This window comes from Sphingomonas sp. BE138 (assembly GCF_031456125.1).
Taxonomy (GTDB): Bacteria; Pseudomonadota; Alphaproteobacteria; order Sphingomonadales; family Sphingomonadaceae; genus Sphingomonas.
Window position 1 is genome coordinate 111,358 of record NZ_JAVDUC010000004.1, and the last position, 16,969, is coordinate 128,326.

General features: G+C 68.5%; 15 protein-coding genes. 5 read left to right on the top strand and 10 right to left on the bottom strand.

Annotated features, from left to right (window positions below):
- Nucleotides 1-33: 33 nt before the first annotated feature.
- The 5 genes from J2Y58_RS07370 to J2Y58_RS07390 all read left to right on the top strand — a co-directional run bounded on the left by J2Y58_RS07370 (nucleotide 34) and on the right by J2Y58_RS07390 (nucleotide 6,596).
- Nucleotides 34-231: a DUF1192 domain-containing protein gene (locus tag J2Y58_RS07370; RefSeq protein WP_310100838.1), complete on the top strand. Its 198-nt coding sequence runs from the start codon at nucleotides 34-36 to the stop codon at nucleotides 229-231.
- Nucleotides 232-375: 144 nt separating this feature from the next.
- Nucleotides 376-2,697, top strand: coding sequence for an ATP-dependent Clp protease ATP-binding subunit ClpA (clpA, locus tag J2Y58_RS07375; RefSeq protein WP_310100840.1), 2,322 nt, complete (start codon nucleotides 376-378; stop codon nucleotides 2,695-2,697).
- A 255-nt stretch (nucleotides 2,698-2,952) separates the two neighbouring features.
- Nucleotides 2,953-4,581: a diguanylate cyclase gene (locus J2Y58_RS07380; RefSeq protein ID WP_310100843.1), complete on the top strand. Its 1,629-nt coding sequence runs from the start codon at nucleotides 2,953-2,955 to the stop codon at nucleotides 4,579-4,581.
- Between the two features lie 38 nt (nucleotides 4,582-4,619).
- A complete protein-coding gene (locus tag J2Y58_RS07385; RefSeq protein ID WP_310100846.1) occupies nucleotides 4,620-4,847 on the top strand; it encodes a hypothetical protein in 228 nt (75 codons plus the stop codon).
- A 39-nt stretch (nucleotides 4,848-4,886) separates the two neighbouring features.
- On the top strand, nucleotides 4,887-6,596 hold the full coding sequence (locus J2Y58_RS07390) for a long-chain fatty acid--CoA ligase (RefSeq protein ID WP_310100849.1): 1,710 nt from the start codon (nucleotides 4,887-4,889) through the stop codon (nucleotides 6,594-6,596).
- 129 nt (nucleotides 6,597-6,725) lie between these two features.
- On the opposite strand, the gene pal is transcribed toward J2Y58_RS07390, so the two are convergent.
- The 10 genes from pal to J2Y58_RS07440 all read right to left on the bottom strand — a co-directional run bounded on the left by pal (nucleotide 6,726) and on the right by J2Y58_RS07440 (nucleotide 16,834).
- The gene (gene pal, locus J2Y58_RS07395; RefSeq protein ID WP_310100852.1) at nucleotides 6,726-7,247 is read right to left on the bottom strand and encodes a peptidoglycan-associated lipoprotein Pal; all 522 of its coding nucleotides are present in this window, start codon (nucleotides 7,245-7,247) and stop codon (nucleotides 6,726-6,728) included.
- A gap of 32 nt (nucleotides 7,248-7,279) precedes the next feature.
- Nucleotides 7,280-8,662, bottom strand: coding sequence for a Tol-Pal system beta propeller repeat protein TolB (gene tolB / locus J2Y58_RS07400; protein ID WP_310100855.1), 1,383 nt, complete (start codon nucleotides 8,660-8,662; stop codon nucleotides 7,280-7,282).
- A complete protein-coding gene (locus tag J2Y58_RS07405; RefSeq protein WP_310100858.1) occupies nucleotides 8,662-9,636 on the bottom strand; it encodes a cell envelope biogenesis protein TolA in 975 nt (324 codons plus the stop codon). The genes tolB and J2Y58_RS07405 overlap by 1 nt, the downstream gene beginning before the upstream one ends.
- Complete coding sequence (gene tolR / locus J2Y58_RS07410) at nucleotides 9,637-10,068, bottom strand: protein TolR (protein WP_310100861.1); 432 nt, start codon at nucleotides 10,066-10,068, stop codon at nucleotides 9,637-9,639.
- Nucleotides 10,068-10,760, bottom strand: coding sequence for a protein TolQ (gene tolQ, locus J2Y58_RS07415; RefSeq protein ID WP_310100864.1), 693 nt, complete (start codon nucleotides 10,758-10,760; stop codon nucleotides 10,068-10,070). Before tolQ ends, tolR begins: the two co-directional genes overlap by 1 nt.
- Nucleotides 10,757-11,218, bottom strand: coding sequence for a YbgC/FadM family acyl-CoA thioesterase (locus tag J2Y58_RS07420; protein WP_310100867.1), 462 nt, complete (start codon nucleotides 11,216-11,218; stop codon nucleotides 10,757-10,759). Before J2Y58_RS07420 ends, tolQ begins: the two co-directional genes overlap by 4 nt.
- Nucleotides 11,219-11,289: 71 nt before the next feature.
- The gene (locus tag J2Y58_RS07425) at nucleotides 11,290-11,772 is read right to left on the bottom strand and encodes an asparaginase domain-containing protein (protein WP_310100869.1); all 483 of its coding nucleotides are present in this window, start codon (nucleotides 11,770-11,772) and stop codon (nucleotides 11,290-11,292) included.
- Nucleotides 11,769-13,805: a M3 family metallopeptidase gene (locus tag J2Y58_RS07430; RefSeq protein WP_310100873.1), complete on the bottom strand. Its 2,037-nt coding sequence runs from the start codon at nucleotides 13,803-13,805 to the stop codon at nucleotides 11,769-11,771. Before J2Y58_RS07430 ends, J2Y58_RS07425 begins: the two co-directional genes overlap by 4 nt.
- A 177-nt stretch (nucleotides 13,806-13,982) precedes the next feature.
- Nucleotides 13,983-15,269 (bottom strand): MFS transporter, encoded by a 1,287-nt coding sequence (locus J2Y58_RS07435; RefSeq protein ID WP_310100875.1) that lies wholly within the window; start codon nucleotides 15,267-15,269, stop codon nucleotides 13,983-13,985.
- Nucleotides 15,270-15,289: 20 nt separating this feature from the next.
- Nucleotides 15,290-16,834: an alginate export family protein gene (locus J2Y58_RS07440; RefSeq protein WP_310100878.1), complete on the bottom strand. Its 1,545-nt coding sequence runs from the start codon at nucleotides 16,832-16,834 to the stop codon at nucleotides 15,290-15,292.
- Nucleotides 16,835-16,969: the final 135 nt, after the last annotated feature.

The following is a 16,969-nucleotide window of genomic DNA, read 5'->3' on the forward strand; positions in this document are numbered from 1 at the left end:
ACTCCGCACCCCCCAGCGTCAACGATGCTGCCCGTGGACCTCGACGACATCCTGGGGGCGCGCCCCGACGATCCCTTGACCGCGCTGCTGCGCGAGGATCTCGACCGGCTGTCGCTGGCGGAGCTGGAGGCGCGCATCGCTGCGCTGGAGGGCGAGATCGCGCGCGCGCGCAAAAAGATCGAAGGCGCCGTTAACCATCGCGCAAGTGCCGACGCGTTATTCAGGAAATAAGGTCGACGCCGGCAGCGGACGACAGGTTGCCGGGGTACGCGGTCGAGACGTGGTGAACGGGGGGTGCTTGATGCGGCCCGCCATCATCACGACATTCGTGGCAAGAGGTCGCGTGGCTTCACGCGGCCTGCAAGGAGTAACCTGATGCCGTCATTCGCCAGCGCCCTCGAGACCACGCTGCACAAGGCACTCGAGGCCGCCTCGTCGCGCCGCCACGAATATGCGACGCTCGAACATCTGTTGCTCGCGCTCATCGACGACGAACATGCGGGCCAGGTGATGTCCGCGTGCGGCGTCGACCTGGGCGAGCTCAAGACCACCGTCGCGCACTATCTCGATACCGAATTGGGCGCGCTGAAGGTCGATGCCGCGACCGACCCCTCCCCCACCAGCGGGTTCCAGCGCGTCGTCCAGCGCGCGATCCTCCATGTCCAGTCGTCGGGCCGCGACGAGGTGACCGGCGCCAACGTGCTGGTCGCGCTCTTCTCCGAACGCGAAAGCTACGCGGTCTACTTCCTGCAACAGCAGGACATGAGCCGGCTGGACGCGGTCAGCTTCATCAGCCACGGCGTCGGCAAGGGTGCCGCCACCCCCGAGGCGACCAGCGCAAAGGGCACGCCCGAGGAAGAGAAAAAGGACAAGCCCGAGGCGCCCGGCAAGAAGGGCGAGAGCGCGCTCAAGCAGTTCACCGTCGACCTCAACGAAAAGGCGAAGATCGGCAAGGTCGATCCGCTGATCGGGCGGTCGGCGGAGGTCGACCGGACGGTGCAGATCCTGTGCCGCCGCTCCAAGAACAACCCGCTCTATGTCGGCGATCCCGGCGTCGGCAAGACCGCGATCGCCGAAGGGCTGGCGCGCAAGATCGTCGAGGGCGAGGTCCCCGACGTCCTCAAGCAGGCGGTCATCTATTCGCTCGACATGGGCGCGCTGCTCGCCGGCACCCGCTACCGTGGCGATTTCGAGGAGCGGCTGAAGGCGGTCGTCAACGAGCTGGAGAAGCTGCCGCACGCGGTGCTCTTCATCGACGAGATCCACACCGTCATCGGCGCCGGTGCCACCAGCGGCGGCGCAATGGACGCGTCGAACCTGCTCAAGCCGGCGCTGTCGGGCGGCACCATCCGCTGCATCGGCTCGACGACCTACAAGGAGTTCCGCAACCACTTCGAAAAGGACCGCGCGCTGCTGCGCCGCTTCCAGAAGATCGACGTGAACGAGCCGACGATCGAGGACACGATCAAGATCCTCGCCGGGCTGCGCTCGGCGTTCGAGGAGCATCATTCGGTCAAGTACACGCCCGACGCCATCAAGTCGGCGGTCGAGCTGTCGGCCCGCTACATCAACGACCGCAAGCTGCCCGACAAGGCGATCGACGTGATCGACGAGGTCGGCGCGATGCAGATGCTGGTGGCGCCGAACAAGCGCAAGAAGACGATCACGGCGAAGGAGATCGAGGCGGTGATCGCGACGATGGCGCGCATCCCGCCGAAGAGCGTGTCGACGGACGACAAGAAGCAGCTCGAGACGCTGGAGACCGACCTGAAGCGGGTCGTCTTCGGGCAGAACATGGCGATCGAGAAGCTGTCCTCGGCGATCAAGCTGGCGCGTGCGGGGTTGCGTGAGCCGGAGAAGCCGATCGGCAACTACCTGTTCACCGGGCCGACCGGCGTGGGCAAGACCGAGGTCGCCAAGCAATTGTCGACGATCCTCGGCATCCCGCTCCAGCGCTTCGACATGTCGGAATATATGGAACGCCATTCGGTCAGCCGGCTGATCGGTGCGCCTCCGGGCTATGTCGGGTTCGACCAGGGCGGCCTGCTGACCGATGCGGTCGACCAGAATCCGCATTGCGTGCTGCTGCTCGACGAAATCGAGAAGGCGCATCCGGATCTGTTCAACATCCTGTTGCAGGTGATGGACAACGGTCGCCTCACCGACCAGCACGGCAAGACCGTCGATTTCCGCAACGTCATCCTCATCATGACGACCAATGCGGGCGCGGCGGACATGGCGCGCGAGACGATCGGCTTCGGTGCGCTCACCCGCGAGGGCGAGGACGAGCAGGCGGTGCAGAAGATGTTCTCGCCGGAGTTCCGCAACCGCCTCGATGCGATCGTCCCGTTCGGTTACCTGCCGCCGGAAGTCGTGGCGCGCGTGGTCGACAAGTTCATCCTCCAGCTCGAACTGCAGCTGGCCGACCGCGACGTCCACATCAAGCTCGACGAGGAGGCCAAGACCTGGCTGACCGAGAAGGGCTATGACAAGCTGTACGGTGCCCGCCCGATGGGCCGCCTGATCCAGGAAAAGATCAAGCAGCCGCTCGCCGAGGAGTTGCTGTTCGGCAAGCTGGTGCACGGCGGCGAGGTGACCGTGCACATGAAGGACGGCGCGCTCAGCTTCGCGATCGAGCCGGCCGCACCCAAGAAGCCGGGCAAGAAGGGCAAGGCGGCCCCGGCCGCAGCCGACTGACGGCGCCGCCGACGGGCCGGGCACCTTGCCCGGCCCGTTAACCTTTACGCGGCCGCAGCGGCGACGATTTGTCGCGGTGACGATCGGCCAACCCGCTGGGATAACGGCCTATCGGTCGTCCTCACGGGCGGCGCGGCGGTCGCGGACGATGTAAGATTATTTACGAATGCCTTCCCTGCATTAACGATCTGTTTGCACTTTCCCGACTAGCTTCCGCGCATGTCGGGGGGGATGGTTCATCGCTGGCTAACCATGGTGGCGACGCTGATCGCGGCCATGTCGCTGTGCCCGGCGGCGGCCTCGGCGCAGACCGACGTGGCGATCGCCACCTGCTTCCGCCCCGCGCTCCCCGGCGACCGCCCCGCCGCCATGTTCGCCACCCCCGCCGCATTCGCATGCGCGAAGCCGCAGCGCGGCGCCGGCCCAGGGGATTTCTGGGTGCGCTCCGCGATCCTGCCGCCGGTCGACGCCGCCGTTACGGTCCGCTCCGGCAGCCTGTGGCAGGACGCCGTGACATTGTACGTCCGCTACGCCGACGGCTCGGTCCGCACGACCGGCTTCACCAGCGCCACCGCGTGGCGGCACCTCGCGCTCGGCGCCACCTTCGCGCTGCCGCTTCCGGAGAGCGACGCGCGTCCGGTGCAATTGCTGTGGCACGTCCGCGGCGCGGCGAACCTGCGCGGGCTGGTGCTCGATCCGCATCTCGTCTCCGCCGACCTGGCGCAGCGGTACGAACTGCAACTCGCCGCCTTCTACGCCGCGTTCGTGGGGCTGGCGGCGGCGCTGCTGATCTTCAACGCCGCACTCGGCGTCGCGCTGCGCCAGCACTTCCACCCGCCCTATTGCGCGATGGTGATCTTCCTGATCGGCTATGCCGCCAGCAGTTCGGGGCTGCTCGGCGAGCTGACCGGCATGGACAACAACCTGCGGCTGCGTCTGAACGTGCTGCTGCTGTCGGCGACGCTGTGCAGCGCGATGGTCTTCGCACGCCGCTTCTTCGCGCCCGACGTGACGCGCGGCTGGCTGCGCCCCGCGATCGACCTCAGCATCGCCGCGCTGGTGGTCACGTCGCTCGCCTATGTCGCGTTCATGCCGTGGCACGCGCTGCTGCTCGACCGGCTGATCTCGGCATCGTTCCTCGCGACCCTGCTGCTCACCTTGCCGCTGCTGTGGCGCGGCTGGCACGGCAAGGATCGCTATGCGCGCGCCTTCTCGATCGCCTGGGGGCTGCCGCTGCTCACCGCCTCGGCGCGGGTGATGCAGGCGCTCGGCGTGATCGACTGGAACTTCTGGATCGACAATTCGACGCTGATCGCGATGGCGCTGGAGGCGTGTTGCAGCGCGCTCGCGATCGCCTGGCGGCTCAAGCAGCTGGGCGAGGAACGCGACGAGGCGCGCGAGCAGGAGATGCGCGCGCGGCTGCTCGCCGACAGCGACGCGCTGACCGGCCTGATGAACCGCCGCAGCTTCCTGCGCGAGGCGATCGGGCGGCATGACCGCCACCTGCTGGTGCTGGTCGACATCGACCATTTCAAGCAGGTCAACGAGACGCTCGGCCATGACGGCGGCGACCAGGTGCTGCGCGTGTTCGCCGATGCGTTGCGCCGCGCGGCACCCGCCGACACGCTGGTCGCGCGGATCGGCGGCGAGGAGTTCGCGGTGCTCGCCCCCGCCGCGGCCACCGCGCTGCCCGAAGCGATTCTGACGACGATCCGCACCGCCACGATGCCGTTCGACCTCGCCGTCACGGCATCGCTCGGCAGCGGGTGCGGGTCGATCGTCGACGAAACCGAATGGAAGCGGCTGTACGGCCGTGCCGACGACGCGCTGTTCGCCGCCAAACGCGCCGGGCGCGACCGGCTGCGCTGGGCGGAAGCCGCCTGATCTGCTAGGATCCGTCCTGTCGAGAGAGGGACGACATCATGCCGCAGCCGCCGAATTACCGCCGTCGCCGAATCGTGCTCGTCGCTGCCGCCGCGCTGCTTCTGGTCGGGGCGAGCCACCGCGCGCCGATGATCGGGAGGTTCTCGGTGACGGTCGAGGACGACCTGATGCCGCGGTTCGAGGCTGAGTGGGCCCCGCCGGCCGCGCTGGCGATCGCCGCGGCGGGTCGGCTGGGGGCATTGCTCGGCACCAACCGGACACGCTGACCGCTTGCGCGGGCCGGTTTGTTGCTTACAGTCGTGTCAATGACTGGAGAGCATGCCTGGCGCACCGCCTATCGCCATCCCATCGCCTGGGATTCCGATTACCCGCCGCTGTCGATGCCGGCCTTGTTCGAGGCGTCCGCCGCGCGCCATGCGGAGCGGCGCGCGATCGATTTCCTCGGCCGGCATTATACCTATGCCCAGCTTGCGGACGGCGTGCGCCGTGTCGCCACCGGGCTCGCCGCGCTCGGCTACGGCAAGGGCGACCGCATCGGGCTGTTCCTGCCCAACGTGCCGCATTACCTCGCCGCCTATCACGGCGCGCTGCGGCTCGGCGCGACGGTGGTCAACTTCTCGCCGCTCTATTCGGTCGACGAACTGTGCCACCAAGTGGAGGACTCGGGCACGCGGGTGATCTTCACCGTCTCCGCTACCGCATTGCTGCCGACCGCGCTGAAGGTGCTGGAGAAGAGCGGGCTGGAGCGGCTGGTGGTCGGCTCCGTCGCCGGCGTCCTGCCGCCCGCCAAGTCGCTCGCCTATCGCCTGTTCAAACGCCGTGAGACCGCGGAGCGACCTGCCGACCCGCGCGTCGTCGCCTTCTCCACGCTCATCGCCAACGACGGCGCCTTCGCCCCGCCCGCGATCGACGCCGGGCGCGACGTCGCGCTGATCCAATATACCGGCGGCACCACCGGCGTGCCGAAGGGCGCGATGCTGACCCACGCCAACGTCAGCGCCAATGCGCGGCAGGTGTCGCAGCTCGATCCCGAACCCGACGCGCCCGACCGCATCCTGGGCGTGCTGCCGCTGTTCCACGTCTTCGCCAACACCTGCGTCATGAACCGCACGATCGTGACCGGCGGCGAGATGGTGCTGCTGCCGCGCTTCGACGCCGCACAGGCGCTGGCGACGATCACGCGCACCCGCCCGACCTCGCTGCCCGGCGTACCGACGATGTACCAGGCGCTGCTCGACCATCCCGCGCGCGCGAAGACCGATTTCTCGTCCCTGCGCGTCTGCATCTCCGGCGGCGCACCGCTGGCCGCCGAGCTGAAGACGAAATGGGAAGCGACCACGCAATCGACGCTGATCGAGGGCTATGGCCTGTCGGAGAGCAGCGGCGTGCTGACCACCAACCCGTATGAGAACGGCGCGAAGTCGGGGACGATCGGCCAGCCGCTGCCCGCGACGCGCATCCGGCTGGTCGACAAGGAAGACCCGACCCGCCCGGCCCCCGAGGGCGAGCCCGGCGAGATCGTCGCGATGGGGCCGCAGATCATGGCCGGCTATTGGAACCGTCCCGATGCCGACGACACGACCTTCGCCATCGACGCGGAGGGACGCCGCTGGCTGCGCACCGGCGACGTCGGCACGATCGACGCCGACGGCTTCATCGCGATCGTCGACCGGTTGAAGGACATGATCTCGGTCGGCGGGTTCAAGGTCTTCCCCAGCCAGATCGAGGCGGTGCTCTACCACCATCCCGCGGTGCGCGAGGCGCTGGTGATCGGCCTGCCCGACACCTACCGCGGCGAACTCCCGCGCGCCTATGTGACGCTCAACGAAGGCATGGAGGCGGACGGCGCGACGCTGGCGGCGTGGCTGAATCCGCAGCTCGGCAAGCACGAACGCGTCGACCGCGTGGTGGTCCGCGCGACGATGCCCAAGACGATGATCGGCAAGCTCAGCCGCAAGGACCTGATCGTCGAGGTCAAGGCCGAGATGGAAAACCCGCCGATCACCCCGGCGTGAATGAACGTAACAGCCCTCTCCCCTGTGGGGAGAGGGTCGGGTGAGGGGCAGGTGCCTCGCAGAGAGGTAGGTCTCGGTGAGACACCTACCCCTCACCCCAGCCCTCTCCCCGGAGGGAGAGGGAGCAGGTTACCCCCCGACGACTACCGTCACCGCGCGCCGGTTCTGCGCCCAGCTCGCCTCGTCCGATCCCAATGCCACCGGCCGCTCCTTGCCATAGCTGATCGTGGTGATCCGCGACGGGGCGATCCCGCGCGCGGCCAGGTAGTTCTTCGCCGCATTGGCGCGCCGGTCGCCCAACGCCAGATTGTACTCGCGCGTGCCCCGCTCGTCGGCATGGCCCTCGATCGTGATCGTCACGTTGTTGTACCGCTGCAACCACTCGGCCTGCGAATCGAGGATCCCGCGCGCGGTCGCGTCGATGTCATACTGGTCGAGCCCGAACAGCACCGTATCGCCCTGCGTCGAGCGCTTGAAATCGGCCGCCGAGCCCGGCGTCACGCCGCCGTTGGGATCGGCCGCGCCGGTCCCGGTCGTGGGCGCCGGCGCCGCCCCCGGCGCGGGCGGCAGCACCTCGGGGCGCTTCTTGGAACAGGCGGCGGTCGCGACCAGTGCGGTCGCCATCAGCAGGGTGGTCGTCAGGCGGGCCATCGGCGTTCTCCTCTTCTATCGTTCAAACACTATCACGGACGCAGCGGTCCCCAGGCGGGATCCGATCCGTCCAGCGGCGTGGGCACGCGACGCTCGTTCACCCCGGTCAGGTCGACCGACCACAGATCGGCCTTGCCGGCGTTGCCGCGCCCCTGTCGGAAGAACATCAGCACGCGGCCGTTCGGGCTCCACGAGGGACCCTCGTCCTGCCAGCTGTTGGTCAGCAGCTTCTCGCCCTGCCCGCTCGGGCTCATGATGCCGATGCGGAACGCGCCCTGGATCTTGGTGAACGCGATCAGGTCGCCGCGCGGGCTCCACACCGGCGTCGCGTAGCGGCCGCCGCCGAAGCTGATCCGCTGCTGGTTCGATCCGTCCGCGTTCATCACGTACAATTGCTGGCCGCCGGAACGATCGCTCTCGAACACGATCTTCGATCCGTCGGGCGAATAGCTGCCGCCGGTGTCGATCCCCGGCGAGGTGGTCAGCCGCTGGGGCGTGCCGCCCGCGGCGGCCACGCGGTACAGGTCGGTGTTCCCGGCCTGCGCCATCGAGAAGAGGATGTAGCGGCCATCGGGCGAGAAGCGCGGCGCGAAGGTCGTCGCGACATTCTGCACCACCAGCCGCTGCCGCCCCGATCCGATGTCGTAGACGTAGATCGCCGGCGTCTTGCCGACATAGCTCATATAGACGATCGACTGCTGGTTCGGCGCGAAGCGCGGCGTCAGCACGATCGACGAGCCCGCGGTCAGGAAGCGGCTGTTTGCGCCGTCCTGGTCCATGATCGCCAGCCGCTTGATGCGGTTCGCCTTCGGCCCGGTCTCGCTGACATAGACGACGCGGCTGTCGAAATAGGCGCCCTCGCCGGTCAGACGGGTGTAGACCATGTCCGCGCACTTGTGCCCGGCGCGCCGCCAGTCGGACGGCGGCACCACGAACCCCTGCCGCGCCAGCTGCGTCTGCGCCGACACGTCATACAGATAGCAGCCGACCGTCAGCGTCCCGTCGCCGTTGGCGCGGACGTATCCCTGCACCAGCGCCTGCGCACCCGATCCGCCCCAATAGTCGAACGCCGGCGCGGTCACCTCCGGAAACGCGATCGCGCGCATCCGCCCGGGCGCCAGCGGCGTGAACAGCCCGGAATTGCGCAGGTCGTTGGCGACGATGTCGGCCAGCTGTCGCCCGAGCTGGTCGGTGGCGCCCGCCGCGGTCTGCACCACCGCCTGCGTCGGCATCGGCGGGATCGCGATCGGCATCGGCGCGGAGATGCCGCCGGTCACGTCGACCTCCAGCGGCGGCGGCGTCTGCCCGGCGGGGGCTGCGGCCGCCGCATTCGGGTCGGCGACGGGGGCGGGCACCTGCTGCGCCAGCGCGGGGGTGGCAACGAGCGTGGCGAGAAGGAGCAGCCGGTATCGCATCACCGCAGTTTCCAATTATAGTTGATGTTGCTCCACCCCCCGTTGGCGGTGGCATAATATTCCGCAGGCAGCTTCAACGGCGAACAGCCCTTGAACGCCGCGATCCCCAGATCGACCACGCGCCGCGCATACCGGCGGTTGTCATCGTCGACGCCGTTCTGCCGCACCACGGTCGGCGTCGCCGACAGCGATCCGTCGCGGTTCAGCCGCAGGTTCAGCGTCGTCACGATCTGGTTCGCGCCCGGGCCCGGATCGACCTGCCGGTCGGCGCACGGCTGGATCTGCCGCGCGATCGCCTGCTGGATCGCGGCCAGCGCGCGGCCGTCGACGCGCGCGGCCGAGGGCGGCGCGTCGTTGGGCTTGGCATCGCTCTTCTCCGCGGTCAGCCCTTTCAGGAAATCGCTGCCCAGCCGGCTGCCGCGGGGCTTCTCGCCCTTGGCGGTTTCGGTCTTGCCCTTGCCTTTCGATGCGGCGGGCGGGGTCTTCGCCTTGCTCGACGACGCCGCGGCGCTTTCCTGCTTCGTCGGCGCGGGCTTGGCCGGCGCCTTCTCCGCCGCCGGAGGTGCCGGCTTGGGCTTGGGCTGCGGCTTGGGGACCGGCTTCGGCGCGGGCGCCGGCTTGGGTGCGGGCTTCGGCGGCGCGGGCTTGGGCGGCGCCGGTTTGGGCGCAGGCTTCGGTTCGGGGGCCGGCGCGGGTTCCGGGACCGGCGCGGGCGCGGGCTGCGGCGGCGCCTCGGCGGGCGGCGGCGCTTCCTCGGGCTCGCCGACATCGGGGGCCACCGCCTGCGACGGCGCTTCGGTCTGCTGCGGCGCCGCGGCCTCCAGCGCGACGTCCTTGACCAGGCTGACCTCGACCGGCGTCTGCTTCAACTTGATCGGATTGGGGGTGGTGAGAAAGCCGACCGACAGCACGCCGAACAGCAGGACATGCCCTGCCACGGCAATACCGACACCGATCTTCTCCCCACGCTCCACTTATTCGTCGCCTACCGTCACCAGCGCGACCCGATTGAGTCCTGCGCGGTTTAATTCGCCCATCACGCGCATCACGCGGCCATAATCGAGTCCCCGATCGGCCCGCAGGAACACCTGCGGCGGCTCGCCCGCCTTGCCCGTCTCGGCGATCGCGGCGAGCCGGCCGGGCAGCGCGTCGGCGGCGACTTCCTCCTTGGCGATGAAAATGCTGCCTTTTTCGTCGAGCGAGATCTCGACCGGCTGCAGCTCCTGATCCAGCGGCTTGGCGCGGCTGTCGGGCAGGTTCACCGGCACTCCCTGCGTAAGTAGCGGAGCCGTCACCATAAAAATGATGAGCAAGACCAGCATCACGTCGACCAGCGGCGTGACGTTGATCTCCGCCATCGGCGCGCGCCGCCCCTTCCCCCGCGCGGAAGGCAGGTTCATCGCCATCAGCGTTCGCCGTCGAGCTGCCGCGAAAGCGTCGCGTGGAAACCGTCCGCGAACCGGTTCAGCCGCGCCTCTATCCGGTTGATAGAATGGCTGAAACGATTGTACGCGATCACCGCCGGGATCGCCGCGAACAGACCGATGGCGGTGGCGAACAGCGCCTCGGCGATCCCCGGCGCCACCACCGACAGGCTGGTGTTCTGCTGGCTGGCGATCGCGGTGAAGCTGCGCATGATCCCCCACACGGTGCCGAACAGCCCGACGAACGGCGCCACCGACCCGACCGTCGCCAAGACGTTGAGACGATCGGACAATTGGTCGATCTCCCGAGCCACCGCGGAGCCCATGACGGTCGCCAGCCGCTCGCGCGTGCCCTCGCGGTCGATCTTCTGCCCCTGCGTCGAGCGCCGCCATTCGGTGACCCCCGCATTCAGGATCCGCGCGGAGGGGAGGTCGGTGTGCGTCTGCGACTTGTAGAAGGCGTCGATGTCCTCGGCCTTCCAGAAATCGCGCTCGAACGCCTCGGTGCGCTGGCGCGTGCGTCCCAGCTTCAGCCAGAAGCCGATGATGATCGCCCAGGTCCAGATGCTGGCGAACAGCAGCCCCAGCATCACCGCCTTCACCACCCAATCGGCCTGCAGGAACAGCGCGATCGGCGACAGCGTGGCCGCGTCGGTCTGCAAAATCGGATTCACGGTGTGTCTTCCCCCAATGACGCGAGGCGGCGGAACGTGTCGACCCAGGCGGCGGGCTGGCGACGCGGCCGCCCGTCGGGGCCGACCAGTGCCGCGGTGACCGTCGCTTCAGCCAGCATTTCCGCCGCGCGCCTGACTGTCTGATGAATGACGACGCTGGCCGCCCGGATCTGCACCATGCGGCTTTCGATCAGCAGCGCGTCGTCGAGCCGCGCCGGCGCGCGATATTTGATCGCCAGATCGGTGATCGCGTAGGCGCCGCCGCCGCTATCGAAGGTCGCGCGCTGGTCGATCCCGCCGACCCGCAGCATGTCGGAGCGTGCGCGCTCCAGATATCGCAGGTAATTGGCGTGATAGACCACGCCCGACAGGTCGGTGTCCTCGAAATAGACGCGCAGCGCGAAGAGGTGCCTGCTCCCCTCGAAACGTCCCTGCGCGGGCTGATCCACCGCCGTCATGCCCGCGGCTGTTAACCCATGGGGCGCGGACGGGAAAGCCGGAAAGGCACCCGGCGGTCGCGAAGCGCTGCTCAGGCCGCGACGAAGCTGTTGATCGAGCGGTCCTTTCGCACCTTCGTCCCGTCGAAGATCGTGCCGTTCATCGCGATCCACACGCCCGGCCCCGCCACTTGCGCGGTGGCGAAGGCCATGCCGAGATTGAAGGTCGCGTCGCTGTCCGCGAAGCGCGCGGGGGCGAGCGCGCCGACCAGCACGATCGTCTTGTTCGTCTTTCCGGCGAGCACGCGCGCGGTGTCGGTCATCGTGTCGGTGCCATGCGTGATGACGATCCGTGCTTCTTCTGCCTCCAAAATAGCAGTCAATATGAGCGCCCGGTCGCCGTCGGTGAGCTCCAGACTGTCTTTGCGTAGCAGTTCGCGCACCCGAAACGGCATCGCGACGCGCGCCGTCTTGAGCAGGCGTTCGACCACGCTGTCGCCGATCTGATATTCGCTGAGCGCGTCGAAGTAGAGCTTGTCGATCGTGCCGCCGGTGGTGAGGATCAGCACGCTCACCGCGCGTCCTCCAGCAGGCCATGGCGGACCAGCATCGCGACCGGATCGGCATCGCGCCCGCGGAAGGCGCGGAAGCTTTCCGCCGCCGGCCGCGTCGCGCCGCGCGCCAGCACTTCCTCGCGCAGCGCGGTGCCGGTCGCGCGGTCGATCAGCCCGTTCTCCGCGAACCGGCCGAACCCGTCCGCCGCCAGCACCTCCGCCCAGAGATAGCTGTAATAACCCGAGGCGTAGCCGCCCGCGAAGATATGGCTGAACGCGTGCGGGAAGCGGTGCCATTCGGGCGGGCGCAGCACCGACACCTCGTCGCGCACCGCATCGATCACCTCCATCGGGTCGCTGCCCATCGTGCCGAGGTGGAGCAGGAGGTCGAACAGCGCGAATTCCAGCTGGCGGACGATGAACATCCCCGACTGGAAGCGGCGTGCGGCGACCATCCTGTCGAACAGCTCCGGCGGCAGCGGCGCGCCCGTTTCGTGATGCCCCGACATCGCGGTCAGGATCGCGCGATTCCAGGCGAAATCCTCCATCAGCTGGCTCGGCAACTCGACCGCGTCCCATTCGAACCCGCTGGTCCCGGCGATCGACGGCCGGTCGACGCGCGTGAACAGGTGGTGGAGGCAATGGCCGGTTTCGTGCAGCAGCGTCACGACGTCGTTGTGGCTCAGCAGCGACGGCTGTTCCGCGCCCCTGGGCGCGAAGTTGCAGACCAGATAGGCCACCGGCACACGGACGGTGTTGCCGTCGCGCAACCGCGGCCGTGCCTGCGCCATCCACGCGCCGCCGCGCTTGCCGGGGCGGGCGTGGAGATCGAGGTACAGCCCGGCGAACACCTCGCCGCTGTCGTCGGCGACATCGTAATAGCAGGCGTCGGGATGGTAGAGCGCCACGTCGTCGCGGCGCTGAAGCGTCAGCCCGAACAACTGCCCGAGCAGCGACTGCCACCCGGCGGTGACGCGCTCGACCGGGAAATAGCCGCGCACTTCCTGCTCATCGACCGCATAGCGCGCCTGCCGCAGCTTGTTCGCGACGAACCCCGCGTCCCACGGTTGCAGGTCGGCGATCCCCAGTTCCCCAGCGGCGAAGGCACGCAGCGCAGCCAGGTCGCGTTCCGCAGCGGGCCGCGCGCGCTGGCCCAGGTCGCGCAGGAAGGCGAGCACCTCGCCCGCGTTCGGCGCCATCTTCGTCTCCAGCGACAGGGCGACCGGATCGGTGAAGCCGAGCAACGTGGCGGCCTCGCGCCGCAAGTCCAGGATGCGCGCGATCCGCGGACCGTTGTCATAGTCGCCGGCATTCGGCCCCTGATCCGAGGCGCGGGTGCCGTAGGCGCGGTACACGTCGGCGCGCAGGTCGCGGTCCTCGGCGAAGGTCAGCACCGCGTTCACGCTGGGCTGCTGGAGCGTGACCAGCCAGCCATCGAGCCCCTTGGCCTGCGCCGCGGCGGCGAACATCGCCTTGTCGGGTGCGGAGATCCCCGCCAGTCGCGCCACGTCGGTGATGTGCAGCGTCCAGGCGTCGGTCGCGTCCAGCACCGCGCTGCCGAACTCGGTGGACAGCGACGACAAGGCGACCGACACGTCGGCGAAGCGCGCGCGCTGTTCATCGTCGAGCGCGACGCCTGCGAGCCGGAAGTCGCGCACTGCATGTTCGACCGCGACGCGATCGGCCTGCGGCAGGTCGGCGAAGCCCGCGGACGCCTCCAGCGCGGTCAGCACGTCGTAGAGGTCGCGGTTCTGCGCCACGGCCATGAAATGGGCGACGAGCTTCTCCTGCCCCGCGGCGTGCGCGGCGCGCAGCTCGGGCGTGTCGGCGACGCCGCGCAGGTGCGACACCGCCGACCACAGCGCATCCACCCCCGCCTCGGCGCGCTCCAGCGGCAGCCACGCTTCCCCGAAGGTCGTCGGACGATCGCGCGTCACGGTCGCGACCGCCTCGGCATGCCGCGCGATCGCGGCGTCGAGCGCGGGTGCGATCGCCTCGGGCGTCAGTGCGGTGAAATCGGGGAGGACGAGCGGGTCGAGCAGCGTGTCGGTCATGCGCACCGATGTAGCGATGCGGTGGCGGGAGGGAAACCACTGCCCCCGACGAACATTCGTCATCCCGGCGAAAGCCGGAGTCTCGTTGCGACGGCATCCGGCAAGAGCGGCACGTCGCCCCAGCTTTCGCTGGGGCGGCGCCCTCGTGCGGAGGAGATCAAACGCGTGGCCGCATCCTCAATCCTCGCTGATGAGGCTGTTCCGCCCGGTGTCGCGCATGCGCAGGTAGACCAGCAGCGAGATGCCGATCATCACGGTGACGTACCAGTAGAAGCCCTGCTCCCACCCGTGCTTCTTGAAGCTGAGCGCGACATATTCCGCGGTGCCGCCGAAGATGGTGTTCGCCAGCGCATAGGGCAGCGCCACGCCCAGCGCGCGGATGTGCGCGGGGAACAGCTCGGCCTTCACCACGGCGTTGATCGAGGTGTAGCCGGTGACGATGATCAGCGACGCCATCACCAGCAGCCCGGCGGTGACCGGGTCGCGCGTCGCCGCCAGCGCGGAAAAGATCGGGTAGGTGAACAGCACGCCCGCCACCCCGAACGCGACCATCAGCGGCTTGCGCCCGATCCGGTCCGACAGCCCGCCCGCGATCGGCTGCAGCAGCATGAACACGAACAGCGTCACCGCATTGATCTGGGTCGCGACCTCCTTGGAGAAGCCGCTGGTATTGACCAGGAACTTCTGCATGTAGATCGAATAGGCATAGAAAGCGAGCGTGCCGCCGGCGGTCAGCAGCATCACCAGCGCTGTTTCGCGCGGGTGGTTCTTCAGCAGCGCGAGGAACCCGGACTTGGGCGCGTCATGCGCCTTGGCGTTCTTGAAGCTCTCGGTTTCGGCCAGGCCACGCCGCAGGTAGAAGACGACCACCGCCAGCACCGCGCCGATCGCGAACGGGATCCGCCAGCCCCACGCCTCCAGCGCCGGCTTGTCCATCGCCGCCTGCAGGATCAGCAGCACCATGATCGCCAGCAACTGCCCGGAGATCAGCGTGACGTACTGGAACGCCGAGAAGAAGCCGCGCCGGTCCTTGCCCGCCATTTCCGACAGGTACGTGGCGCTGGCGCCATATTCGCCGCCGACCGAAAGCCCCTGCATCAACCGCGCCAGCACCAGCAACGCCGGCGCGGCCAGACCGATCGCCTCGTAGCCGGGCGTCAGCGCGATGATCAGCGAGCCCGCGCACATCAGCGTGACCGACAACGTCAGCCCCGCCTTGCGCCCCTTGCGATCGGCATAGATCCCCATGATCCACGCCCCGATCGGGCGCATGACGAAGCCGACCGCGAACACCGCCGCCGCGCTCAGCAATTGCGCGGTCTGATCGCCCGACGGAAAGAAATGCGGCGCGAAATAGAGCGTGAAGGCCGAATAGACGTACCAGTCGAACCATTCGACCAGATTGCCGGTCGACCCGCCGATAATCGACCTCAACCGTAGACTGCTATCCGGCGCTCCCGCCATTTTCCTCTCCCGTCAGATACTTAGAAACGCAGACTGATCCATCCTACCAGAAAGTCGGAGTTCTTGTATCCCGCGTTCGACAATGCGTCCTTCACCATCAGGTGTTCGTAGCGTCCCGTCAACGAAATGCGCGGCGTCACCGTCCACACCGCCTGCGCACGGATCAGATCGGCGGTGTGCTTGCCCGCGACGTTCTGCGTCCCCGCAAACGCCGCGCCCGACGCGCGGTACACCGCCTCGTCCTCGTTCGGGCGCCATGCCATCGTATATTCGGCGGTGACGCGCAGGCTCTTGACCGGCTGTACGGTGATATTGGGGGAGATCGCCAGCAGGTTGGCCGGCGTCAGGAACAGCTGGTAGCTGTAATAAATGTTGTTGCCGTACAGCCCGCTGGGCGTGCGCAGCGTGCCGCGCCCGGAAGCGCCGCCGCCGCCGCTGGCATAATCGACGTGCACGCCGACGCGCGGCGCGTCCGAACTCGCCGCGATGCGCCACGTCTGCGCGATGAACGCCTGCCAGGCGCTGATCGAGCGATCGCCGAAGCTGCCGCCCTGGTGGTTCACCGTCCAGTCGATCGTCGCGCGGTCGATCTCGCCGTACAGGTGCAGGCCGTAGAACATCCGCTCCTCGCGCGCGGTCTGCCGCCCCCACACCGCCGCATCGCTGCGCAGCCGCCAGACGAACGGGTCGAGGAACAGCTTAGATTTGCCCAGGAAGGTCTGCGGTACGACATAGCCGAACGTCGCTCCGCTGAAACGGCGCGCGGAGTCGGTGCGGTCGTCACCCAGCCCGCCCTGTCCGTAGTTGACGAAATGAAGGTCGAACACGTCGGCGCGCACGTGCTTGCCACGCGCGTAGCCGCGCACCCCGTCGAGCACGAAATGCAGTGTCGGATCGTCGCGCACCGCGGTCAGCAGGTTCGGCCCGTCGGAAAATTCCTGCCGTCCGCCGCGCACCCCGACCTCCGCGCCGCCGATCGAGCCCTTCACCTCGCCAAACCCCTGCTGCAAGGTCAGCCGGTTGCGCAGGTTCGCGCCGGGCGTACCCAGGTTCAGCCCCTGCAATCCGGCATGCGCCAGTTCGCCATAGACGCGGACATGCTCGCCCAGGTGCAGGTCGGCCCCGGCGAACACCCGCGTGCGGTCCTGCCGCTGCGCCGCGCGGTCGCGCAGGTCGGGGTTGGTGGTCTCCTGCACGCGGTAGCGCAGCTCGCCCGACAGCGTCAGATACACGTCGCCGCTGTCGGTCAGCGGCAGGTACTTCAGCCGGTCGAGTGGATCGTCGCGCTTGGCGGGGTCACGCATCCCGCGCCAGTCCTCCGCCCAGCGCGACACGTTGAACTTGCCCGGCACCGTGCCCTCGCCGTCGCCGGTCGCGGGATAGCCGATCGCGGACGGCGTGGCGGGCGCCTGCGTCGGCGTCGGTGCCTCGGGCTTGCCGGGCGCGGACGCCGTGGCGGGTGCCTGCGTCGGTGCCGCCGCCTGTGCTGCGGCGGGCGCCGGGCAGGCGGCGGCCGCGACGACCATCGGCAGCAGCGCGAAGGCGCCAGGGTAGTTGCTGTGCATTGCGTCCTCTTTTTCGCCCGTCTTCCGGCGTGCGGAACATGCCGTGCAGCGGCGCGATCGCCCGGATTCCTATTTCCCCTAGCGCGGAAAGATGAATCGACCGGTCAACTTTTCGGCAAATTGCCTGACGCAGAT